Origin of the sequence: Verminephrobacter aporrectodeae subsp. tuberculatae At4 (assembly GCF_000193225.1) — a bacterium.
Taxonomy (GTDB): domain Bacteria; phylum Pseudomonadota; class Gammaproteobacteria; order Burkholderiales; family Burkholderiaceae_C; genus Acidovorax; species Acidovorax aporrectodeae.
The window spans coordinates 1-21,618 of sequence record NZ_AFAL01000018.1 but is presented as its reverse complement, the minus strand read 5'-3'; the positions used below and the strand labels follow the sequence as shown (position 1 = coordinate 21,618).

Sequence of the window (21,618 nt, the reverse complement as noted above, 5' to 3'; positions counted from 1 at the left end):
CCCCGCATCCAGCCAGCCTTCGTGCTGGCTTTGGCGCTCCTGGGCGTGCTTGCCGCCGTGGCCGGACCCGTGTGGGTACGGATGCGCATGGCGCCGAGCACCCTCTTGCAGACGCGGGCCGAAGCCGCAGCGGCGAATCCGGATCGCCATGGCGTCCCGGCTCCGGCGGTGCCGGCTGCGGACGCCCAGCCGCAGACCGAAGCGGGCCCGGGCTGGGAAACCCTGAGCACGCAGCAGAAGCTGGCGCTGGACCCGCTCGCCGAGCGTTGGGCACGCATCAGCGAGGCCCAGAAACGCCGCTGGTTGACGCTCGCGGCGAGCTACCCGGCCCTGTCGGAGCAGGAGCGGGAGAAGTTTCGCGAGCGCATCACGGACTGGGCCAACCTGAGCGCGCAGCAGCGCAACCAGGCCCGGCTGAATTACGCCGTCACCACCCGCCTGGCGCGCGACGACAAACGCGCGCAGTGGGAGGCCTACCAGGCCCTGTCCGATGAAGAACGGCGCGCACTCGCAGCGCGGGCGGCGCCCAGGCCCGTGGGCGCTGCGACGGCCCTGCACCCCGTGTCGCCCAAGAAGCTGGCCCAGGTGCCGGCTGCGACGCAGGCCAACCCCGGCCGGCCGAACGCGCCCAAGATCGCGCCGGTCGTCGCCCAGTCCCCCCGTGCGGCGGCTCCGGTCGTTCCGGCGGCTCTGGCGGCGCCCCCGCCGCCAGCGGGCAACGCCCCGCAAAGCCCGCCGGCCGCGTTCACCGGCGTGGAGGCCGCACCCGTGGCCGCGTCCGTGGCCGTTCCGACCGCCCTGCCGCCACTGGGTGCCGGGGCTGGCGCCGGTGAAGGCTCCCCCGCTGCCGCCCTCCCCGACAACGCGGCCCTGCATCCTCAGTAACTCTGCAAGCTGCTGCCCCGTCCCGCCCCCATGCCCGCTTCCCCTTGCGCCCGCACGCCGCGCGCCGATTCCGCCCCCGGCCTCTGGCGCCGCATGGCCTGCTGGTTGTACGAGGGACTGCTGCTGTGCGGGGTGGTCTTCATTGCGGGCTACCTGTTCGGCGCCCTGAGCCAGACGCGCAACGCCCTGGACAACCGCCATGCATTGCAGGCTTTCCTGTTCGTCGTGTTCGGCATTTATTTCACCTGGTTCTGGGCCCGGGGCCAGACCCTCGCGCAAAAGACTTGGCGCATCCGCGTGCTCGACCGGGCCGGCAACCCCCCCACTCAGGTCCGCGCCCTGCTGCGCTATGTGCTCAGCTGGCTCTGGTTTCTGCCGCCGCTGGCGGTTGCGGCCCCGTTCTCGCTCTCGGGGGAAGAGGCCGCAGTCGCCGTGCTCGGCTGGGTGGCGCTGTGGGCCGTGCTGAGCCGCTTCCACCCGCAGCGGCAGTTCTGGCACGACGCGCTCGCCGGCACCCGGCTGGTGCGCTGCGAAATTCCGAAAAAATAGCCGCATGTCCGCATCTCCCCCGCCTTCCCCGACAGTCCCGGTCAACCCGCAAAAGGCCCGCTCGGGCCTGAACCGCATCTGGCACGCTGCGGGTTATTCCCTGGAGGGACTGCGCGCCGGCTGGGGCGAGAAAGCCTTTCGCCAGGAGGCCATTGCCGCGGTGGTCCTGCTGCCCTTGTCGATCTGGGTCGGACGCAACTGGGTCGAAGCGGCGCTGCTCGCGGGTTCGGTCGTGATCGTGATGATCGTGGAACTGCTCAACACGGGAATCGAGACCGCCATCGATCGCATCGGACCCGAATGGCACGACCTGTCCAAGCGCGCCAAGGACATGGGCAGCGCGGCGGTGCTGCTGGCGCTGCTCCTGTGCACGAGCATCTGGGGGGCGGCGGTTTTCCAGAGGTTTTTCCATGGCTGATCCGGCTTTCTCCCTCTGTGTGTACTGCGGCTCGCGCCCCGGCGCAGACCCGGCCTTTGCCCAGGCCGCGCAAGCGGTGGGCCGCTGGATCGGGGCCCATGGCGGCCAACTGGTGTACGGCGGGGGCAGCAGCGGCCTCATGGGCGTGGTCGCCGAGGCCGCACGCCTGGCGGGAGGCCGCGTCGTGGGCGTGATCCCGCAAACGCTGGTGGACAAGGAACTCGCCAACCGCCGCTGCGACGAATTGCACATCGTGCAGACCATGCACGAGCGCAAGGCCATGATGGCCGAGCGCAGCGACGCCTTCGTCGCCCTGCCCGGCGGCATCGGCACCTTCGAGGAACTGTTCGAGGTCTGGACCTGGCGCCAACTCGCCTACCACGACAAACCGCTGGGCCTGCTCAACGTGGCGGGCTACTACGACGGCCTGATGGGCTTTCTGCGCACCAGCGTGGCCAGCGGCTTCATGAGCGAGTGGCAGATGGATTTGCTGCACGCAGCGACCGACGCCGAGGCCCTGCTGCGCAGCCTGGTGCAGTCGGCCGGCCCCGGCCAGGCCCCGGTGGCGCTGCGCAGCGTGATTTGACGCCGGTGCCGGACTCCGCGCTCCGTAGGGCTCAGCGGCGCAACCACTGCGGCACCTTGAACCGCACGATGGCCAGGTAGGCGAGCACATAGCTGACCACGAACAGGCCACAAAACCCCATCAGCCGGGGGGTGTTGTTCCAAAACAGGATGGCGGGCACGACGGTGAGCAGCGTAAAGCCCCACAGATAAGGCGAGGTGCGGTTGTTGCGCATCAGCACCCGGCGTGATTCGTCGTCGTGAAACACGCCGCGCACGATGCGCCGGTAGATGAGCTGGTGAAAATGCAGCGCGTCGGCCACGCCGGGCGAGACGCCGCGCACGGCCTTGCGATAGATCGAGAAAACCGTCTCCCAGACCGGATAGATCAACAGCAGCATCGGGAACCATGGCGATACGGCGGGATTGCGCTGCACCAGCGAAATGCTGGCCAGCGCAATCACCACGCCCCAGACGTAGGCCCCGCCGTCGCCGGCAAACAGCATGCCGCGCGGGTAGTTCCAGATCAGAAAACCCGCGGTGGCTGCGGCGGTGGACACGAGCAGCGCGGCCAGCGCGCGGTCGCCGACCTGCAACGCCACGTGGGCCAGGGCCAGACAGAGGATCAGCGCGACCATGCCCGCCAGGCCGTTGTAGCCGTCGATGATGTTGAACGCATGCGGCAGGCCGGTGACCGCCAGCATCGCGATGGCAGCGCCGAGCCAGGGGGCTGCGCGCAGCATGGTGTCGAGCCAGGGCCAACCCAGGCGGGGCAGGGCGAGGTCGAGCAGCAGCACCGCCAGCGCGCCGGACGCGCCGGTCAGCGCCAGCCGATAGCGCACCGGCAGGCGCTGCGTCATGTCCTCGGCAATGCCGCCCAGCGCAGCGGGCAGCAAGACCAGCAGCCAGTTGCCTACCCAGGGGCCCAGGCGCAGCGACCCCGGGTCACCCTGGCAGGACTGCCAGACCCCCAGCCCCCAACCCACGGCCATACCGGCCAGCAGCGCGGCCCCGCCGAGGCGGGGAATATCGCCCAAGTGAAAGCGCTGCGGCATGGCATTGCCATAGGCCATCGCATGCTCGCGACCCCAGCGCACGATAAGCGCTGCCGCCAGCGCCGCAACCAAGAAACCCACCACAGACAACCAAATCATGGAGCGTCGATACTACCGCCGATGGCGCTGCGCTGCGCTGCGGGTAACTGCTGTGCCTGCTGGTACACGGGCGATTGCCACAGCCGCCAGAGGCTTTGCAGATGCCAGCGCAGATGGTTCAGCCGCCGCGCGCTGGCCCGCTGGCCTGCATGCATCAGCTGCGCCGGCGCGCGCGCCAGACTGAAGCCGGCCAGGCGCAGACGCAGGCACAGGTCGACGTCTTCGCAGTACATGAAGAAAGCCTCGTCAAACCCGCCGAGCGACTGCCACACCGGCTGCGGCAGCACCAGGCAGGCGGCGTTGACCCAATCCACCGTGGTTTCCTTGCGCCCGCCCATGTGGCGGCGGCACAGGGCCCGGGGCGTGGGCAACGCGCGCTCGCTGTCTTGCGCGCGGCCCCGGGCATCGACTTGCACCGGGTAGGCGCAGCCAATTCCCGGCGCCCCGGCAGCCTGCACCAGCGCGGCGAAAGGGTCGCCAGCGGTGAGCGCGATATCCGGGTTCAGCACACAGACAAAGGGCTCGGCCGCGCCCGCCAGGGCCCGGTTGTGGTTGGTGCCAAAGCCCAGCGGCCGGGTATTGCAGCGCAGCTGCAACGCAAAGGGCCAGCCACCGGCGGGCGGCAAGGGCGGGGCCTCGGGCCGGTTCAGCGTGAGCACGACGCGCCGCACCGTGGCGCTGCTCAGCTGTGCCAAGTCGTCCAGCAGACGCTGCACCAGCGCGCCATGGCCATGGCTGACCACCGAGACGGCCAAACCGCAGAGAGAAAGAGAAGTCATCAGGGCCGCGATTGTCCCTGTCTTCAGCGCGTCATGCGCTGCCCCCGCCCGCATAATTTCGGCATGCCGCATTCCCTGGCTGACTTGCATCAACGGCGCTCCGGGCCAGTTCCTTGCAAGCAGGCAGCGCGTGCAGCAATGAGCCAACTGGCAATGTGAAACCCCGCGTTTGCAGCAACCTCTGAAGACCATGGAGAACTCCGCCGTGTTCCGCGCCACCCGTCCCCTGGTCCATGCCAAGATGCGCATCGACCGGTTGCTGGCCCGGGCACCACGCCAGCGCAGCGCCCAGGCAGTGCCTGCGCCCATTGCCGTGTCCGGGCACCCGGTGGACATCATCGTTCCGGTGTACCGGGGGCTCGCGGACACCCGCCGCTGCGTCGATTCGGTGCTCTCCAGCCGCTGCCAGAGCGCGTACCGCCTGATCGTCATCAACGACGCGAGCCCCGAGCCCGAGCTCGCTGCCTGGCTGCGCGCCCGGGCCGCGCAGGACAGCCGCATCACGCTGCTGGAAAACCCTGAGAACCTGGGCTTTGTGGCCAGCGTGAACCGCGGCATGGCCCTGTCGGACAGCCACGACGTGCTGCTGCTCAACAACGACACCGAGGTCAACGCGGACTGGCTCGACCGCCTGCGCCGCGCCGCCTATGGCGACCGCCGGATCGCCTCGGTCACGCCGCTGTCGAACAACGCCACCATCTGCAGCTACCCGCGCTTTTGCGCAGCCAACGAACTGCCCGCCGGCTACGACAGCGCCACGCTCGACGCGCTGTGCGCGCAGACCAACCCCGGCGCCGTGGTCGACGTGCCCACCGGGGTCGGCTTTTGCATGTATATCCGCCGCGACTGCCTGCGCCAGCTGGGCCTGTTCGACAGCGACAACTTCGGCAAGGGCTATGGCGAGGAAAATGACTTCTGCCAGCGGGCAGCGAAGGCCGGCTGGCGCAACCTGCACCTGCTCGACACCTTTGTGCTGCACACCGGCGGCGTCAGCTTCGGCGAGAGCAAGAACGCGCGCGAGCAGGCCGCGATGCACGTCCTGCGCCGTTTGCACCCGCACTATGAAAGCGCCGTCATGGCCTTTGTGCAGGCCGATCCGGCCCGGCTCTACCGCCTGGCGCTGGACGTTGCCCGCATCACCCGGTCGAAACTGCCGGTGGTGTTGGCCGTGCTGCACGATCGCGCCGGAGGCACGCTGCGCCACGTGCGCGAACTGGCGCAGCACCTGAGCGCGCAGGCGCTGTTCCTGACCCTGGCCCCTGCGCCCGGGCGCCGCGTGTGCCTGCAACTGGCGAGTGCCGACGAAGGCTTTGAACTCGTCTTCCGGCTCGCCGACCAGTACCAGAGCCTGGTGCAGGTGCTGCGCCAACTCGGTGTGCGCCATATCCACTACCACCACCTGCTGGGCCACGACCCGTTGATTGCCGACCTGCCCCAGGCCTTGGGACTGGCCTACGACTTCACGGCGCATGACTTCTACAGCTACTGCACGCGCATCTCGTTGACCGGCGACGGGAACCGCTATGCAGACGGCCCCTCCCCCGGCGAATGCGCGTGCTGCTCCCCGCATGCCCCGGCCCCCGGCGGCCCCGGCAGCGTGGCCGACTGGCGCCAGCGCAACCGGCGTTTCCTGGTCGCCGCGCGCTACCTGCTGGTCCCCAGCCATGACGCCGCCCGGCGCATGGCCGCGTTCGCACCGGGCGCCCGCCTGCGCGTGGTGCCGCACACCGACGTCACGGACCCGGTGGTGAACAGCACCGTCATTGCGCCTCCTCCCCGCCCGGCCGATGCGCCGCTGAAGATCGCCGTCCTCGGCTCCCTGAGCGCAATCAAGGGCGCAGACCTGCTCGAAGCCGTGGCGCAGCAAGCCGCCAAGCGCCAGGCGCCCATCGAGTTCCATCTGCTCGGCTACGGCTATCGCCACCTGCAAACCCGGCCGCACGCGTGCCTGACCGTACACGGCGCCTACGAAGACAAGGACCTGCCCGACCTGCTGCAACGGCTGCGGCCCGACTTGGTGTGGTTCCCCGCCCTCTGGCCCGAAACCTATAGCTACACGCTGAGCGCCGCGCTACGCGCCGGCCTGCCCGTGGTCGCCCCCGACCTGGGCGCGTTCGCCGAACGGCTCGCCGGCCGGCCCTGGAGCTGGGTGCTGCCCTGGGACAGGTCCGCCACGCAGTGGCTGGAGTGCTTCCTGGATCTGCGCGTGCGCCACTTCGTCTGCGCACAGGCCCCTGTGCCCATCGTGCAGGCAGCGCCGCCGCCCGCCGCGGACTGGCATTACCGCCACGATTACCTGCAAGGTCTGCCCGACGTGACGCCGCCCGGTCCGCTGCTGCAAGACTTTCTGCAATCGCACCGGCCCCGGTCCGGCGCGCTGCGCTCGCTGCTGCTCGTGGGGCTGCTGCGCCTGCGCTCGCACCCGCTGCTGCGCGGCTTGGCACAGCGGATTCCGCAGCACTGGCAAACGCGGGTGAAAAACTGGCTCAGGGCCTGATGGCGCGCGCTCCCGTGGCCTCGTACCGGCCAAGGGACAGGCGCTGCGTCCGGTGCTGAAACGGCAGCCCCTGTTCACCGCAGGCCGTTGACTTCAGATCGCCGCCTCGTCCAGATCACCGGTACGGATCCGCAGCACCCGCTCCACCGGGGTCACGAAAATCTTGCCGTCGCCGATCCTGCCCGTGCGCGCCACATGCACGATGGCGTCCACGCAACGCTCCACGTCCTCGGCCCTCACGGCGACCTCGATCTTCAGCTTGGGCAGAAAGTCCACCACGTACTCGGCGCCGCGGTACAGCTCGGTGTGGCCCTTCTGGCGGCCAAAGCCCTTGACCTCGGTCACGGTAAGACCGGTCACGCCGCATTCGGCCAGGGCTGCGCGGACTTCTTCGAGCTTGAATGGCTTGATGACGGCGGTGATCATTCTCATGGCGGGTTTCCTGGAAGGGGTGAAGGGGGCGGGAAGCCGAAGCGCTGAACGTCAGGCCCTGAACTGGCTCGTGATGGGGTAGCGCCAGTCCTTGCCGAAGCTGCGGCGCGTGACGCGAATCCCTGGTGGGGCCTGGCGGCGCTTGTATTCATTGAGTTTGATGAGGCGCGTCACGCGCTCCACGTCGGCGCGGTCCAGGCCGCTGGCGATGATGGATTCGATGGGTTCGTCGTTTTCCATGTAGCGCGACACGATGGCGTCGAGCACCGCATACGGCGGCAGGCTGTCCTGGTCCCTCTGGTCGGGGCGCAGTTCGGCGCTCGGGGGGCGGGTGATGATGCGCTCGGGAATCGGGCTGGCGCCGGTGCCGTAGGGGTCATGCGCGTTGCGCCAACGGGCCAGTTCGAACACGCGCGTCTTGCTCACGTCCTTGATCACGGCAAAGCCGCCCGCCATGTCGCCGTAGAGCGTGCAGTAGCCCGTGGACATCTCGCTCTTGTTTCCCGTGGTCAGCACAATGGAGCCGAACTTGTTGGACAGCGCCATCAGCAGCGTGCCCCGGATGCGTGCCTGCAGGTTCTCTTCGGTCGTGTCCTCGGGCAGGCCGGCAAATTCCGTGGCCAGTGCGGCCTTGAACGCCTCGAATGGCGCCTTGATCGAGATCTCCTCGTGGCGCACGCCCAGCCGGCAGGCCATGTCGCGCGCGTCGATCCAGCTGATGTCGGCGGTGTAGGGCGAGGGCATCATCAGCGTTCGCACCTTGCCGGCGCCCAGCGCGTCCACGGCAAGCGCCAGCACCAGCGCGGAGTCGATTCCGCCCGACAGCCCGACGAGCACGCCCGGAAAACCGTTCTTGCCCACATAGTCGCGCACGCCCAGCACCAGCGCGTCCCACAGGTCCGCATCCAGGCTGCGCTCGGGGGCGATATCCGCTTCGATCCGGAGAGCCTCCGGTGTTCTGCGGGCTTGCATGGACACCAGCTGTTCCTGGAAACCCGGTGCCCGCCCGGCCACCGCGCCATCGGCGCCGAGCGCAAACGAGCGGCCCTCGAAAACCACCTCGTCCTGCCCGCCGACCAGGTGGGCATAGACCAGCGGCAGCCCGGTCTCGGCGACGCGCTCGCGCATGGTCTGCTCGCGCTCGGCGCTTTTCCCCAGGTGAAAGGGCGATGCATTGATGACCGCGAGCAACTCGGCGCCCGCAGCCGCCGTCTCGCGCGCCGACGCGGAGAACCAGGCGTCTTCGCAGATCAGCACGCCCACACGCAGGCCTTGCACGTCGAACACGCAGGGCTTGGTGCCGGCCGTGAAATAGCGGCGCTCGTCGAACACCTGGTAGTTGGGCAGTTCGCGCTTGGCGTAGGTCTGCTCGATGCGCCCGGCGCGCAGCACGCTGGCGGCGTTCAAGCAGGTGCTGAAAGCCGCCGCACCGGGCGCGGCCGCCTGCGGATGCCCGAGCACGATCACCAGGCCCTCCAGCCCCGCCGTCTCGCGGGCCACGGTGCGCACGGCAGCGTCGCAGGCCGCAATGAACGCGGGACGCAGGAACAGGTCTTCGGCGGCGTAGCCGCAGATGGCCAGTTCGGGCGTGAGCAGCAAGCGGGCTCCCTGGGCATGCGCTTGGCGCGCCGCCGCAACGATCTTTTGCGCGTTTGCGGGCATGTCGCCCACGACGAAGTTGAGCTGCGCGGTGCAAATGGAGAGGGTCATGGAACTGGAAATGCAGGCCCGCGACACGGGGCGCGCGCTGACCGCAGGCGCCATTATCGCCCGCGGGCCTGGGCGCTCGGGGCGCGGACCGTGCGGGCAGACTGCCTGGAACAGGCCGCAAGCCTGCAAGCACAATCGGCGCATGGATGACATCGTCAAACAGGCCCTGGGCAAATGGCCGAATGTGCCCGACTGCTGCGGTTGGCTCGGGCTGGACGCACGCGGCCGCTGGTACATGCGCGACGACGCAACGCAGGCGGCCGGCGCTTTTCCGCACAGCAAGGGCGCGCTGCTGCAGCATGAAGGGCTCATCGGATTCATTGCGCGCAATTACGAACCCGACGCGCAGGGGCAATGGTTTTTCCAGAACGGGCCCCAGCGCGTCTACGTGGAGCTCGAGATCACGCCCTGGATCTGGCGCTTGCAGGCGGATGGCTTTTCCGCCGTGAGCCATACCGGCCGCAGGGCCGTGGTGCACGATTGTCTGGTGGACGCGCAGGGCCGCGTCTATCTGGACTCAGACATCGGCGTCGGCCTGGTGCACACGCTGGACGTGGCGCTTGCTGCGGACGCCGTGGACGCCGGGCATTGGACTCCCCGCGACGTGCGCGCCGAGGATCTGCCCGCGCGCCATGGCTACGTCCTGAGCCCGCGCGCCGCGGCCAACGCCGGCGCCAAGGCGCCCGCCCGGCCGCGGACATGAGCGCTGGATTACTTGGCGGCGGAAGCCTCTGGTGCAGCCGCCGACGCGGCGTCGGCAGGCGCTGGCGCTGCAGGTTCGGCAAACTTGGCGCCGCCCGCATTCGCCATGTACGCCACGGCGCGGGCAATTTCGGTGTCACTGAAATCACCGCCGCCTTGCGGGGCCATCGCCCCCTTGCCCTTCAGGGAAGACTGCACCAGCGCTTCAAACCCGACTCCTATGCGAGCGGACCAGGCCGCCGTGTCGCCGAACTTGGGCGCCCCCGCGACCCCCGTGGCGTGGCAGGCGGAGCATTGGGTCTTGAACACGTCGGCGCCCCCCTGGAGCGGGCGATCGGCGTCGCGCACTTCCACCATGCCGACCTTCTGGAGGCGCTCTGCGATCGCCTTCTCGGGATTCACGACGCCCGCAGCGGGCTTGTCTGCCGACGCGACGTACAGGACCAAGCCGATGATGGAAAAGATCGGAATCACAAACGAGAAAAGCACCGCGACCAGCAACTGCTTGGGGGTCTTGATCGGACCGGTATGGTCTTCTTCTTCGTAGGGGATGTCGCTCATGGCGTCCTCGGAGGTGTCGGGGGGCTGTGCTGTGATCGGGCAGCCGAAAATTATATCTGCGGGGCCGGTGCGCCCGGGCTCTGTGGTCAAATGGCTTGCCGTAGCCGGCGGACATAATTCATGGTCAAGGTCCCCCCGTGCAAGTGAATTGCTCAACGGGGCCGCGCGTTCTCACACAGTGCCCGACCTGCATTCCTCCAAGCCTGCAAGCCGCTTTTTGCAAAGGGATCCCCATGAAGTTCCGCGCCGCTGCATCCGCCGCTCTCCTCGCCACCGGCTTGCTGATCAGCCCCCTGGCCAGCGCCGACACCCTCCGGAAGATTGCCGAGACGGGCAAGATCACGCTGGCCTACCGGGAGGCGTCGGTGCCGTTCAGCTACCTGGTCGGGCCGGAGAAGCCGGTGGGGTTTGCGGTGGACATTGCGAACGCCGTCGCCGACGCCGTGAAGCGGCATCTGAACAACCCCGCTATCAAGGTCGATCTGCAGGCCGTGACGTCGCAGAACCGCATTCCGCTGCTGCAAAACGGGACCATCGACCTGGAATGCGGATCGACCACCAACAACAGCGCGCGCGGCAAGGACGTGCAGTTCGCCATCAACCACTTCTACACCGGGACGCGCCTGCTGACGAAAAAGACCTCGGGCATCAGAAACTACGCGGACTTGGCCAGGAAGAAGGTGGCCAGCACCTCGGGAACCACGAATGCGCAGGTGATCCGCAAATACAACCGCGACAACAACCTGGACATGGAGATCGTTCTCGGCAAGGACCATGACGACGCCATGCTGCTGGTCGACAGCGGCCGTGCAGAGGCCTTCGCCATGGACGACATTTTGCTCTTCGGCCTGATCGGAAATGCCCGCAACCCGGCGGACTGGGTCGTGGTCGGGGACGCGCTGCAGGTCGAGCCCTACGCCTGCATGCTGCGCAAGGACGACGCGCAGTTCCAGTCGCTGGTCAACGGCGTGATCGGCGCAATGATGGCGTCAGGCGAATTCGAAAAGCTCTACGCCAAGTGGTTCATGTCGCCCGTGCCGCCGCGCAACCAGAATCTGAACCTGCCCATGGGCCGGGAACTGCGTGAGAACCTCGTCGCCCAAAGCGACAAGCCGGCCCTGTGAGCCGGAGGACGCATGTCCGCGCGTGAGCAGCACGGCACACAGGCCGTGGGAATTTTGGGCGGCATGGGGCCCGCAGCCGGGGCCGACTTCGTGCGCCTGTTCGTGCAGGCGTGCACCGAGCGCATGGGCCTGCTCGGAATTCCCGTGCACGACCAGGCGTACCCCGAGCACTGGCTGGCGCAGGTCCCGATTCCTGACCGCACGGCGGCGCTGCGCGACAGCCGCCCGGGCGCGCACCAGCCGGCGGAACCCATGCTCCAGGTCACCGGGCGGCTGGTGGCCCTGGGCGTGCGTGTGCTGGCCATCGCCTGCAACACCGCCCATGCCTGGCATGGCTTGCTGCAACAGCGCTTTCCGCAACTGCTGGTCCTGCATGGCGTGCAGGAGGTCGTGGCCGAACTCGCGGCGCGCAAGGTGCGCGGCGTGGGCCTGCTCGCCACCCAGGGGACCTACGATGCAGGGCTCTATCAGCGCGCACTGGAGTGCTGCGGAATCGACTGCTTCGTTCCCGCAGCGCACGAGCGCGAGCAACTCATGCAAGGCATCTACGACGGGGTGAAAGCTGGCAACCATGCGCTGGCGCGCGAGCGCTTCGAAGCCGTCGCGCTCGCGCTGCGGCAGCGCTGCGCAGTGTCCACGCTCATCATGGGTTGCACCGAGATTCCCCTGGCGCTGTCGGAGCACCCCCGGCTCGAAGGCCTGGCATTGCTCAACCCCTCGGCGGTGCTGGCCGCAGCGCTGGCGCGGCATGCCTACTGCAATGCCTGCGGCCCCGGTGCAGCCAACGCTGCCCCGGCCCTGCCCAGGACCGCGGTGCGCCCTCCATCGGTTCCGCCCGTCTCCGCCTCGAAACCAACTCCATGAAGCCATGACCCTGACATCCATCATCCTGGCCACGCTGGCCGCCGGCATTGGCAGCGTGTGGCTGGCTGCGCTGCTCATGCGGCTGGGCCTGGGCGGGCGCACGGACAGCGTGGGCTCTCCGCACCTGCTGAGCCTGGCCGCGGGGGCCCTGCTGGCCACCGCCTTCATGCACCTGCTGCCCGAGGCCTTCGAGAGCCAGGCGGACGCGCATGCGCTTTTTGCCACGCTGCTGGTGGGCGTGGTCTTCTTCTTCCTGCTCGACAAGGCCGAGCTGTGGCACCACGGGCATGAGCACGGCCATGCCGAGCCGCACGCACACGGCGGGCACGATCATGGCCTGCCCCCGGGCGGTTGGGCCGTGCTCATGGGCGATAGCGTGCATTGCTTTGGCGACGGCATCCTGATCGCGTCGGCGTTCATGGCGGACCTCCGCCTGGGCGCGGTTGCCGCCGTTGCCGTGCTGGCGCACGAGATTCCGCACCACATGGGCGATCTGGTGGTGCTGCGCCAGAACAGCCCCAGCCGGCGCGTGGCGCTGGTCAAGGTATCGCTCGCCGGGGCAGTCACGGTGCTCGGCGGAGTGGCGGGCTATTTTCTGGTGGAGCGGCTGCAGGATTTTCTGCCGTATTTCCTCGTGGTGGCGTCGAGCAGCTTCGTGTACGTGGCGCTGGCCGATCTGATTCCCCAACTCCAGAAACGCCTGCCGGCCCGCGAGACGCTGATCCAGATTGCCTGGCTCATCGCCGGCATGGTGCTGACCACGCTGGTGAGCGGTGCCGCGCACCACACGCACTGAACTAACAGCGGCGGTTTTGGCGGAGTCCTGCTCAGTCGCAATGGAACACTTCCTCCATTCCGGCCCAGTGCTCGCCACTTTTCCGGGTGTCCAATGGAATCTGACATGGTTTGCATACGGCCCACCAGCGCTGCGTTTCAGGGTCTTCTGCCATGCGCTCCATGTCCTGTGCAAAATTGCTCCCGTGGTATTCAAAGTGACTGAACAACAGGTTCTCCGGTTCGCGGAGATAAATGGTGTAGTTGCGGATGTGGGAGCGCTGGATCTGCGCCAGCACTGCGGGCCACACGGCTGCGTGCAGTGCCTTGTATTCCTCCAGCATTTCGGCTCTGATGCCGATGACCGATCCATGGCGTTGCATGCGTTGTCTCCTGTTTCAGGGGCCGGGGTGAGCAATTCGCGTGACAGCTGAGTATCATGCGCCCATGGATTGACACCCATTTGCATCTGCTCTATCCGCAGCGCCTGGACTATGACTGGACAAGGTCATTGCCCGTGCTGGATCGGGCCTTTCCCCTGGAAGAATATGCTTGCACGGCACAGCCGCTGGGCATTTGCCAGGCTTTGCACATGGAGGTGGATGTTCGGGTGCAGCAGATGGAGGCGGAAACCGAGCTGATTGGCGATTTGGCTCGTCAGCCAGGCAGCATGATGGCCGGAGCGATCTCATCCTGCCGACCCGAACAGGATGAGATCGGCGACTTCCTGGAGCGGACGCTGTCCAACCCGCTGATTCATGGTTTCAGGCGCGTACTGCACGTTGTTCCGGATCATGTGTCTACGGGCGACATATTTCGCCGCAATGTGCGGGCCTTGACGCGCAAGGGGCATCCTTTCGATGTATGCGTTCTGGCGCGGCAACTCCCCTTGGCTGACGCCTTGGCAAGGGCCTGTCCCGAATCACAATTCGTGCTGGATCACTGCGGCGTGCCCGCGGTGGCGCGTCAGGCGTTGACTCCCTGGAAAGAGGATATTGCACGGCTCGCATCGAACCCGAATATGGCATGCAAGATTTCAGGTCTCATTGCGTATGGTGATGCAAATCGCTGGCCCGATGGGGATGTGGCGAGCGTGGCGCGCGATTTGCGTCCGTATTTTGACCATGTGCTGGACTGCTTTGGTTGGGGCAGAGTGGTTTGGGGAAGTGATTTCCCCGTATGCAATCTGACCCGCGGCCTTGCCACATGGAAAGCGGCCACAGACATGCTGCTCGCCGGATGCAGCGGCGCACAGGTCGATGCGCTCGCGCATGGCAATGCACGCCGCATTTACCGGCTCGCTGATCAGGCTTAGGACGTTTCATCATGCCCAACAGTGTGCGCCATGGCTGTGCGGATAATCATTCCCGCGCTGCTGCTGACGTTCCTGGTGCAAAAACACCTGATTTCGGGACTGACTCTTGGCGGTGTCAAGGGCTGAACCCGCCGTGCCCGTCAGTCGGCTGAATTACCTCGCCTGGCCGACAGGCACACCCGCTGCGTGTGCCTGCTGGTCTGCGTGGTAGCTGCTGCGCACCATGGCGCCTACGGCCGCGTGGCCAAAGCCCATCTTGCGGGCCTCTTCCCCGAACATCCTGAAGGTGTCGGGGTGCACGTAGCGGCGCACGGGCAGGTGGCTGCTGCTGGGGGCCAGGTACTGGCCGATGGTCAGCATGTCGATTCCGTGCGCGCGCATGTCGCGCATTACTTGCAGTATCTCTTCGTCGGTTTCGCCCAGGCCGACCATGATTCCGCTCTTGGTCGGCACCCCGGGGTGCCGGGCCTTGAATTTCTTGAGCAGGTTCAGGCTGAATTGGTAGTCGGAGCCCGGGCGCGCCTGCGGGTACAGGCGGGGCGCCGTTTCGAGGTTGTGGTTCATGACGTCGGGCGGCGCGGCTTGCAGGATTTCAAGCGCGCGGTCGTCGCGCCCGCGAAAGTCGGGAACCAGGATCTCGATCCGCGTTTCCGGCGAGAGCGCGCGGATGTTCCGGATGCAGGCCACGAAGTGGCCGCTGCCGCCGTCGCGCAGGTCGTCGCGGTCCACGCTGGTCACGACCACATAGCTGAGTTTGAGCGCGGCGATGGTCCGGGCCAGGTTCAGCGGCTCGTCTTGGTCGAGCGGGTCGGGACGGCCGTGGCCCACGTCGCAAAACGGGCAGCGGCGCGTGCATTTGTCGCCCATGATCATGAAGGTGGCCGTTCCCTTGCCGAAGCATTCCCCGATGTTCGGGCACGACGCTTCCTCGCACACGGTGTGCAGCCTGTGCGCGCGCAGGATTTCCTTGATCTCGTAGAAGCGCGTCGTCGGACTGCCGGCGCGCACCCGGATCCAGTCGGGCTTTTCCAGCCGCTCGCCCGCTTGCACCTTGATCGGGATGCGCGCCAGCTTGGCCGCGGCCTTTTGCTTGGCCAGCGGGTCGTAGGCTGGGGGGGGAGGCGCTTCGCGGACGGCTTCGGGGAGGCTCATGGCGTTTCGGTGGTTCAGGGCGCGAGCCAGGTGCCGAGTTGTCGGCCCAGTAGCTGCGCGGCTTCAGTCCAAGTGGTGCGGACCCCGATTGTAGAAAGGTCCACCGTCTGCAATCCGGCGTAACCGCATGGGTTGATGCGGGCATAGGGCTCCAGGTCCATTGCGACGTTCAGCGCGACGCCGTGGTAGGTGCAGTGCCGGCTGACCTTGATTCCCAGGGCCGCAATCTTGCCCAGACCATGGAAATCGGGCGCCGGGCCCGGGGCCTGGGGGAGCATGGCGTGGCTGCGCGGATCGGCCAGCCGCACGTAGACGCCCGGCGCTGCGCGCACGCGGTGGCCCGTGACGCCAAAGTGCGCCAGCGTGCGGATGACGGCCTCTTCCACGCGGTGCACGTACTCCTTGACGAAATAGCCGGCCCGGCGCAGGTCCATCAGCGGGTACGCCACGACCTGGCCGGGGCCATGAAAAGTGATCTGCCCGCCGCGGTTGCTGGCAAGCACCGGAATGCCCCCCGGGTCGAGCATGTGCTCGCGCTTGCCGGCGAGCCCTTGCGTATAGAGCGCTGCGTGCTCGCACAACCACAGCGCGTCGGGGGTGTCGGGCCCGCGGGTCGCCGTGTATTCCTGCATGGCGTGTACGGTGGCGGCGTAGTCCGCCCGACCGAGCATGCGGATGGCGATCGTCATGCCGTTTCCTGCAGCGCTTACAGCACCATCTTCACCATGGGGAGCGAGGAGAGCGCGCGGTACAACGCGTCGAGCTGCTCGCGGCTGGTCGCCGTGATGGTGATGGTCACTCCGAGGTAGTTGCCGGCCCGGCTGGCGCGCAGTTCCATCGTGGCGGCGTCGAAGCGCGGGTCGAACCGGCGGGCCAGTTCGGTGACGGCATGCACGAAGCCGTCCGCCTTGGTGCCCATGACCTTGATCGGAAACCGGCAGGGGTACTCGATCAGCGAGTCCTTGTGTGGATCGGCAGCCTGTGCGTCGCGGCCGTTTGCGGGGGAGAAGTGGGGCGCTCATGGGGCAGGGGGCTGTGGTTTGCGCGTCGGTTTCAATGGTGGCCCCCCATTGTGCGCGGCCTTGCTGCGCGGCCTCGCGGCATCCCCGGGCGGGCGCCAGACCGGCCACGGGCCGTTGGCGCATCACCACAACGGGACATGCGCGCGGAGCGCTTGGCCGGGCCTTTGTCGGATCCACGGGCTTTGTACCTATAATTCGAGGCTTTGTGAAAGTTGCAGCTCTGGTAACGCGGGCGCCATTCAACGATGAAAACATTCGCGCCTGAGACGGAAGAAGAATCCGGATGCAAGGCCCTGAATGCCCAGGAAGCCGGGCAGTGGCGCAAGCGCAATCCGCCCGTCTCCGTGTGGCAGATCGTCGCGGGTCAGGCAGTGGCCGCTCTGCTGGTGGCGCTGGCGGCCTGGGTTCTGACGGGCAACGCGGCGCTGGGTTGGTCTGCGGCCTACGGCGCATTTGCCGTGGTGGCTCCGGCCGCTTTGTTGGCGTACGCCATGGCGCGCCACAAGGCGTCGGTCCATCCGCGCGCTGCCTGGGCAGGGTTCTTTGGCGGGGAAATCGCCAAGATCGCGTTCACCGTGGCCTTGCTCGCAGCGGCGCCCCGGCTGGTGGCGGGTCTCCATTGGGTGGCTCTGCTGGTGGGCATGCTGGTCGCAATGAAAACGTACTGGGTAGCACTCTGGGTGCGGCCTGGTGTCCGAAAAACTGTTTGATAGAACCAAGAGTCGTTCGATGGCCGAAGAAACGCACGCACTGACGGCGAGTGAATACATCACGCACCACCTGCAGCATCTGCAAAACACCAAGCAGACCGGGATCATCGACTTTTCCGTCATCAATTACGACTCCGTGGCCGTGGGCCTGCTGCTGGGTTTGCTCGCGCTGTTCGTCCTCTGGTCCGCGGCGCGCAAGGCGAGCTCCGGCGTTCCGGGGCGCTTTCAGGCGGCCGTGGAAATTCTGGTGGAAATGGTCGATCACCAGGCCAAGGCCATCATCCACAACGCCGAAAGCCGCAGGTTCATCGCCCCCCTGGGCTTGACGGTGTTCGTCTGGATCTTCCTGATGAACTTCATGGACATGCTCCCCGTGGACCTGCTGCCCGCGATCTGGGCCGGGGTCTACGGCGCCGCCGGCCATGACCCGGGCCACGCCTACCTGCGTGTCGTTCCAACGGCCGACCTGTCCACCACCCTCGGCCTCGCGCTTGCCGTGCTGCTCCTGCGCTTTTGGTACAGCGTGAAGATCAAGGGCGCCGGCGGCTGGGCGCACGAGCTGGTGTCGGCCCCCTTTGGCACCAGCAAGCACCTGTTGCCCGCGCTGATCCTGGGCCTGATCAACCTGTTGATGCAGATCATCGAATACGTCGCGAACACCGTCTCGCACGGCATGCGCCTGTTCGGCAACATGTACGCCGGCGAGCTGGTGTTCATGCTGATCGCGCTCATGGGCGGCGCGGCGGCGCTGTCGCTGTCGGGGGTGCTGCTGCCCGTGGGCCATATCATCGCGGGGACCATCTGGACGCTGTTCCATATTCTGGTGATCTCGCTGCAAGCCTTCATCTTCATGATGCTGGCGCTGATCTACCTGGGCCAGGCGCACAACGCGCACTAGGTGGATTCCCTTCATCGTTCCTTTTTTCTTCCCTTTTCTTTCTCAACTCAGGAGTCATCATGGAAAACGTTCTCGGTTATGTCGCTTTGGCCTGTGGTCTGATCGTTGGTCTCGGCGCCATCGGCGCGTCCATCGGCATCGCATTGATGGGCGGCAAGTTCCTCGAATCGTCGGCGCGCCAGCCCGAGCTGATGAACGAACTGCAAACCAAGATGTTCATCCTCGCCGGCCTGATCGACGCCGCGTTTCTGATCGGTGTGGCCATCGCCCTGTTGTTCGCGTTCGCCAACCCCTTCACGCTGCAAATCACCTGATTCCCGTTCCACGCCACTGACAGAAAGGTGTTGCCGTGAGCATCAATGCGACCCTGTTCGTTCAGGCCATCGTCTTCCTGATTCTCGTGGGGTTCACGATGCGTTTCGTGTGGCCCCCGATCGCGAAGGCGCTCGATGAACGCGCCCAGAAAATCGCCGATGGCTTGGCCGCGGCCGAGCGTGCCAAGTCCGAGCTCAGCGCGGCCAACCAGCGCGTCGAGCGGGAACTGTCGCAGGCGCGCACCGAGACCACCGCGCGCCTTGCGGACGCCGACCGCCGTGCCCAGGCCATCGTCGAAGAAGCCAAGGCCCGCGCTACCGACGAAGGCAACAAGATCATTGCCGCCGCCCGCGCCGAGGCCGAGCAGCAGATGGTGCAGGCCCGCGAAACCCTGCGTGCGCAGGTGGCGGCGCTGGCCGTCAGGGGCGCCGAGCAGATTCTGCGCAAGGAGGTCGACGCCGGCGTCCATGCCGACCTGCTCGACCGCCTGAAGACCGAACTGTAAGGGCAGATATGGCCGAACTCGCCACCATTGCCCGCCCTTACGCCGAGGCCCTGTTCCAAGCCACTACGGCTTCGGGCGCGGGCGCCGATCCGGGCCGCACCGCGGCCTGGCTGGACGAACTGGCGGCAATTGCCGCCGACCCCCAACTGCGCCAGTTGGCCAACGACCCCAAGGTGACGGCAGACCAGGTGTTTGCCGTGTTCAGCGGTGTCGTCCGTTCGGCGCTGTCCGATGCGGCCAAGAATTTCCTGCGCACGGTCATCGCCAACCGGCGCACCGACGCGCTCGCGGAAATGGCGGCGCAGTTTCACGTCCTCGTGAACCGCCGCAGTGGATTCTCGGACGCCGTGGTGTACAGCGCCTTTCCCATGGACGGCGCCGCATTGTCCGGGGTCGGCACGGCGCTGGAAAAGCGCTTTGGCCGCAAGCTCCATCTCGTCGTTCGGCAGGACGTGTCGCTGATCGGCGGAATTCGCGTCGTGGTGGGCGACGAGGTGCTCGACACCTCGGTCAAGGCCCGTTTGGAACAAATGAAAGCGGTCCTCGTCGCCTAACGCGCGGCGCGGTCGCAGCGAACCCAAGAAAGAAGGAAAGAGCCATGCAACTCAATCCCGCAGAAATTTCCGAACTCATCAAGAGCCGCATCGAGGGGCTGGCAGCCAGCAGCGATATTCGCAACCAGGGCACGGTGGTGTCCGTGTCCGACGGCATCGTGCGCGTGCATGGCCTGTCGGACGTGATGCAGGGCGAAATGCTCGAGTTCCCCGCGGACCAGGACGGCACGGCCTCCTACGGCCTGGCGCTGAACCTCGAACGCGACTCCGTCGGCGCCGTGATTCTGGGCGGGTACGAGCACATCGGCGAAGGCGACACCGTGAAATGCACGGGCCGCATCCTGGAAGTGCCCGTGGGCCCCGAACTCGTCGGCCGCGTGGTGAATGCCCTGGGCCAGCCGATCGACGGCAAGGGCCCGATCAACGCCCGGCTCAGCGACGTGATCGAAAAGGTCGCCCCGGGCGTGATCGCGCGCAAGTCGGTGGACCAGCCGCTGCAGACCGGGCTGAAGTCGATCGACTCGATGGTTCCCATTGGCCGCGGCCAGCGCGAGCTGATCATCGGCGACCGCCAGACGGGCAAGACGGCAGTGGCCATCGACACCATCATCGCGCAGAAAGGCCAGGGCGTGACCTGCATCTACGTGGCCATCGGTCAGAAGGCTTCGTCGATCAAGAACGTCGTGCGCTCGCTCGAGCAGGTCGGCGCCATGGAATACACCATCGTGGTCGCCGCGTCGGCCTCCGAATCGGCCGCCATGCAGTACGTGTCCGCGTACTCGGGCTGCACCATGGGCGAGTATTTCCGCGACCGCGGCGAGGACGCGCTCATCGTCTACGACGACCTGTCCAAACAGGCCGTGGCCTACCGCCAGGTCTCGCTGCTGCTGCGCCGCCCGCCCGGGCGCGAAGCCTACCCCGGCGACGTGTTCTATCTGCACAGCCGCCTGCTCGAACGCGCGGCGCGCGTGAACGCCGACTACGTCGAAGCCTTTACCAAGGGCGCGGTCAAGGGCCGCACCGGATCGCTGACCGCGCTGCCCATCATCGAAACGCAGGCCGGTGACGTGTCCGCCTTCGTTCCGACGAACGTGATCTCGATCACCGACGGCCAGATCTTCCTCGAAACCAGCCTGTTCAACGCCGGAATCCGCCCCGCGATCAACGCCGGCATCTCGGTCTCGCGCGTGGGCGGTGCGGCGCAGACGAAGCTCGTGAAGGGCCTGTCCGGCGGCATCCGCACCGACCTCGCGCAGTACCGCGAACTGGCTGCGTTCGCGCAGTTCGCGTCCGACCTGGACGCGGCCACGCGCCGGCAGCTCGACCGCGGTGCGCGCGTGACCGAACTGCTCAAGCAGGCGCAGTACAGCCCGTTGCCGATCGCGCTCATGGCCGCCTCGCTGTTCGCCGTGAACCAGGGCTTTCTGGACGACGTCGAGGTGAAGAAGGTGCTCGACTTCGAACATGGCCTGCACCAGTTCCTCAAGACCAGCCACGCCGCGCTGCTCGACAGGCTCGAGCAGACCAAGGCCATGGACAAGGACGCGCAAGCCGACTTGGGCGCCGCCATCGGCGCGTTCAAGAAGTCGTTCGCTTGAACACCCACTGCACGGGGAGACCTCATGGCAGCAGGCAAGGAAATACGCGGCAAGATCAAATCGGTGGAAAACACCAAGAAGATCACCAAAGCCATGGAAATGGTCGCCGCGTCCAAAATGCGCAAGGCGCAGGACCGGATGCGCGCCGCCCGCCCTTACAGCGAGAAGATCCGCAACATTGCCGCGAACCTCGGCAAGGCCAACCCGGAGTACCTGCATCCGTTCATGAAGCTGAACGCTGCCAAGACCGTCGGCGTCATCGTCATCACCACCGACAAGGGCCTGTGCGGCGGCATGAACACCAACGTGCTGCGCGCCGTCACGACCCGGCTGCGTGAATTCCAGAACGCGGGCCTGTCCACCGAAACCGTGGCGATCGGCAACAAGGGCCTGGGTTTTCTCAACCGGGTGGGCGCAAGAGTGGTCGCGCAGCTCACGGGGCTGGGCGACACGCCGCATCTGGACCGGCTGATCGGCCCGGTCAAGCCGCTGCTCGACGCTTACGCGCAAGGCCGGATCAGCGCGCTCTACCTGGG

General features: G+C 67.0%; 26 protein-coding genes. 17 read left to right on the top strand and 9 right to left on the bottom strand.

The features are described 5' to 3' along the window. Positions 1-21 precede the first annotated feature (21 nt). The 4 genes from VTU_RS0100420 to VTU_RS0100405 are packed head-to-tail and all read left to right on the top strand — an operon-like array spanning position 22 to position 2,438. On the top strand, positions 22-885 hold the full coding sequence (locus VTU_RS0100420; RefSeq protein ID WP_050809403.1) for a DUF3106 domain-containing protein: 864 nt from the start codon (positions 22-24) through the stop codon (positions 883-885). Between the two features lie 30 nt (positions 886-915). Then, positions 916-1,434 (top strand): RDD family protein, encoded by a 519-nt coding sequence (locus tag VTU_RS0100415; RefSeq protein WP_010099752.1) that lies wholly within the window; start codon positions 916-918, stop codon positions 1,432-1,434. A gap of 4 nt (positions 1,435-1,438) precedes the next feature. Continuing rightward, the gene (locus tag VTU_RS0100410) at positions 1,439-1,852 is read left to right on the top strand and encodes a diacylglycerol kinase (protein WP_010099750.1); all 414 of its coding nucleotides are present in this window, start codon (positions 1,439-1,441) and stop codon (positions 1,850-1,852) included. Further along, positions 1,845-2,438 carry an LOG family protein gene (locus tag VTU_RS0100405; RefSeq protein ID WP_029553960.1) on the top strand — a complete coding sequence of 198 codons (594 nt, stop codon included), beginning with the start codon at positions 1,845-1,847 and terminating at the stop codon, positions 2,436-2,438. The genes VTU_RS0100410 and VTU_RS0100405 overlap by 8 nt, the downstream gene beginning before the upstream one ends. Positions 2,439-2,469: 31 nt before the next feature. Here VTU_RS0100405 and VTU_RS0100400 read toward each other — a convergent pair whose 3' ends face one another. Both VTU_RS0100400 and VTU_RS0100395 read right to left on the bottom strand, forming a co-directional pair. Beyond that, complete coding sequence (locus VTU_RS0100400; protein WP_010099746.1) at positions 2,470-3,570, bottom strand: glycosyltransferase family 4 protein; 1,101 nt, start codon at positions 3,568-3,570, stop codon at positions 2,470-2,472. Continuing rightward, on the bottom strand, positions 3,567-4,349 hold the full coding sequence (locus tag VTU_RS0100395; protein WP_138927735.1) for a glycosyltransferase: 783 nt from the start codon (positions 4,347-4,349) through the stop codon (positions 3,567-3,569). The genes VTU_RS0100400 and VTU_RS0100395 overlap by 4 nt, the downstream gene beginning before the upstream one ends. 241 nt (positions 4,350-4,590) lie before the next feature. On the opposite strand from VTU_RS0100395, the gene VTU_RS25085 reads away from it, so the two are divergent. Beyond that, complete coding sequence (locus VTU_RS25085) at positions 4,591-6,846, top strand: glycosyltransferase (RefSeq protein WP_438873568.1); 2,256 nt, start codon at positions 4,591-4,593, stop codon at positions 6,844-6,846. A gap of 93 nt (positions 6,847-6,939) precedes the next feature. Here VTU_RS25085 and VTU_RS0100385 read toward each other — a convergent pair whose 3' ends face one another. Next, positions 6,940-7,278: a P-II family nitrogen regulator gene (locus VTU_RS0100385; RefSeq protein WP_010099741.1), complete on the bottom strand. Its 339-nt coding sequence runs from the start codon at positions 7,276-7,278 to the stop codon at positions 6,940-6,942. A gap of 51 nt (positions 7,279-7,329) precedes the next feature. Further along, complete coding sequence (locus tag VTU_RS0100380; RefSeq protein ID WP_010099740.1) at positions 7,330-8,988, bottom strand: NAD+ synthase; 1,659 nt, start codon at positions 8,986-8,988, stop codon at positions 7,330-7,332. Between the two features lie 142 nt (positions 8,989-9,130). On the opposite strand from VTU_RS0100380, the gene VTU_RS0100375 reads away from it, so the two are divergent. Next, the gene (locus VTU_RS0100375; protein WP_040891526.1) at positions 9,131-9,691 is read left to right on the top strand and encodes a DUF2946 family protein; all 561 of its coding nucleotides are present in this window, start codon (positions 9,131-9,133) and stop codon (positions 9,689-9,691) included. A gap of 8 nt (positions 9,692-9,699) precedes the next feature. Here VTU_RS0100375 and VTU_RS25080 read toward each other — a convergent pair whose 3' ends face one another. Then, a complete protein-coding gene (locus VTU_RS25080; protein ID WP_010099738.1) occupies positions 9,700-10,251 on the bottom strand; it encodes a c-type cytochrome in 552 nt (183 codons plus the stop codon). Between the two features lie 233 nt (positions 10,252-10,484). Here VTU_RS25080 and VTU_RS0100365 point away from each other — a divergent pair, with 233 nt between their 5' ends. From VTU_RS0100365 to VTU_RS0100355, 3 genes are read left to right on the top strand one after another with little or no spacing between them, the layout of a single operon-like run. Then, complete coding sequence (locus VTU_RS0100365) at positions 10,485-11,375, top strand: amino acid ABC transporter substrate-binding protein (RefSeq protein ID WP_010099736.1); 891 nt, start codon at positions 10,485-10,487, stop codon at positions 11,373-11,375. Between the two features lie 12 nt (positions 11,376-11,387). Further along, positions 11,388-12,239, top strand: coding sequence for an aspartate/glutamate racemase family protein (locus tag VTU_RS0100360; RefSeq protein ID WP_010099734.1), 852 nt, complete (start codon positions 11,388-11,390; stop codon positions 12,237-12,239). Positions 12,240-12,243: 4 nt separating this feature from the next. After that, a complete protein-coding gene (locus tag VTU_RS0100355; RefSeq protein WP_010099733.1) occupies positions 12,244-13,035 on the top strand; it encodes a ZIP family metal transporter in 792 nt (263 codons plus the stop codon). A 31-nt stretch (positions 13,036-13,066) separates the two neighbouring features. Here the strand turns inward: VTU_RS0100355 and VTU_RS0100350 are convergent, their stop codons facing one another. Next, entirely contained in the window at positions 13,067-13,396 is a 330-nt protein-coding gene (locus VTU_RS0100350) for an L-rhamnose mutarotase (RefSeq protein ID WP_010099732.1), read from the bottom strand. A gap of 56 nt (positions 13,397-13,452) precedes the next feature. Between VTU_RS0100350 and VTU_RS0100345 the strand changes: the two genes are divergently transcribed. After that, on the top strand, positions 13,453-14,328 hold the full coding sequence (locus VTU_RS0100345; RefSeq protein WP_010099731.1) for an amidohydrolase family protein: 876 nt from the start codon (positions 13,453-13,455) through the stop codon (positions 14,326-14,328). 153 nt (positions 14,329-14,481) lie between these two features. Here the strand turns inward: VTU_RS0100345 and lipA are convergent, their stop codons facing one another. Genes lipA through VTU_RS25075 form a run of 3 tightly spaced genes read right to left on the bottom strand, consistent with a single transcriptional unit; the run spans position 14,482 to position 16,435 of the window. Further along, the gene (lipA, locus tag VTU_RS0100335) at positions 14,482-15,480 is read right to left on the bottom strand and encodes a lipoyl synthase (protein WP_010099727.1); all 999 of its coding nucleotides are present in this window, start codon (positions 15,478-15,480) and stop codon (positions 14,482-14,484) included. Positions 15,481-15,494: 14 nt separating this feature from the next. After that, positions 15,495-16,169, bottom strand: a complete 675-nt coding sequence (lipB, locus tag VTU_RS0100330; RefSeq protein ID WP_010099725.1) for a lipoyl(octanoyl) transferase LipB — start codon at positions 16,167-16,169, stop codon at positions 15,495-15,497. A 17-nt stretch (positions 16,170-16,186) separates the two neighbouring features. Beyond that, the gene (locus VTU_RS25075) at positions 16,187-16,435 is read right to left on the bottom strand and encodes a YbeD family protein (protein WP_050809402.1); all 249 of its coding nucleotides are present in this window, start codon (positions 16,433-16,435) and stop codon (positions 16,187-16,189) included. 312 nt (positions 16,436-16,747) lie between these two features. On the opposite strand from VTU_RS25075, the gene VTU_RS0100320 reads away from it, so the two are divergent. The 7 genes from VTU_RS0100320 to VTU_RS0100290 form a co-directional block, all read left to right on the top strand. Continuing rightward, positions 16,748-17,212: an ATP synthase subunit I gene (locus VTU_RS0100320; protein WP_010099721.1), complete on the top strand. Its 465-nt coding sequence runs from the start codon at positions 16,748-16,750 to the stop codon at positions 17,210-17,212. Between the two features lie 19 nt (positions 17,213-17,231). Beyond that, positions 17,232-18,110 carry a F0F1 ATP synthase subunit A gene (gene atpB / locus VTU_RS0100315; protein ID WP_010099717.1) on the top strand — a complete coding sequence of 293 codons (879 nt, stop codon included), beginning with the start codon at positions 17,232-17,234 and terminating at the stop codon, positions 18,108-18,110. 59 nt (positions 18,111-18,169) lie between these two features. Then, positions 18,170-18,424, top strand: a complete 255-nt coding sequence (atpE, locus tag VTU_RS0100310) for a F0F1 ATP synthase subunit C (RefSeq protein WP_010099715.1) — start codon at positions 18,170-18,172, stop codon at positions 18,422-18,424. A 35-nt stretch (positions 18,425-18,459) separates the two neighbouring features. Then, the gene (locus tag VTU_RS0100305) at positions 18,460-18,930 is read left to right on the top strand and encodes a F0F1 ATP synthase subunit B (RefSeq protein ID WP_010099713.1); all 471 of its coding nucleotides are present in this window, start codon (positions 18,460-18,462) and stop codon (positions 18,928-18,930) included. A gap of 8 nt (positions 18,931-18,938) precedes the next feature. After that, a complete protein-coding gene (locus VTU_RS0100300; protein ID WP_010099712.1) occupies positions 18,939-19,484 on the top strand; it encodes a F0F1 ATP synthase subunit delta in 546 nt (181 codons plus the stop codon). 44 nt (positions 19,485-19,528) lie between these two features. Then, the gene (gene atpA, locus VTU_RS0100295) at positions 19,529-21,082 is read left to right on the top strand and encodes a F0F1 ATP synthase subunit alpha (protein WP_010099711.1); all 1,554 of its coding nucleotides are present in this window, start codon (positions 19,529-19,531) and stop codon (positions 21,080-21,082) included. 24 nt (positions 21,083-21,106) lie between these two features. Continuing rightward, positions 21,107-21,618, top strand: a 512-nt coding sequence (locus tag VTU_RS0100290) for a F0F1 ATP synthase subunit gamma (RefSeq protein ID WP_010099710.1), incomplete at its 3' end; no start/stop codon positions are given.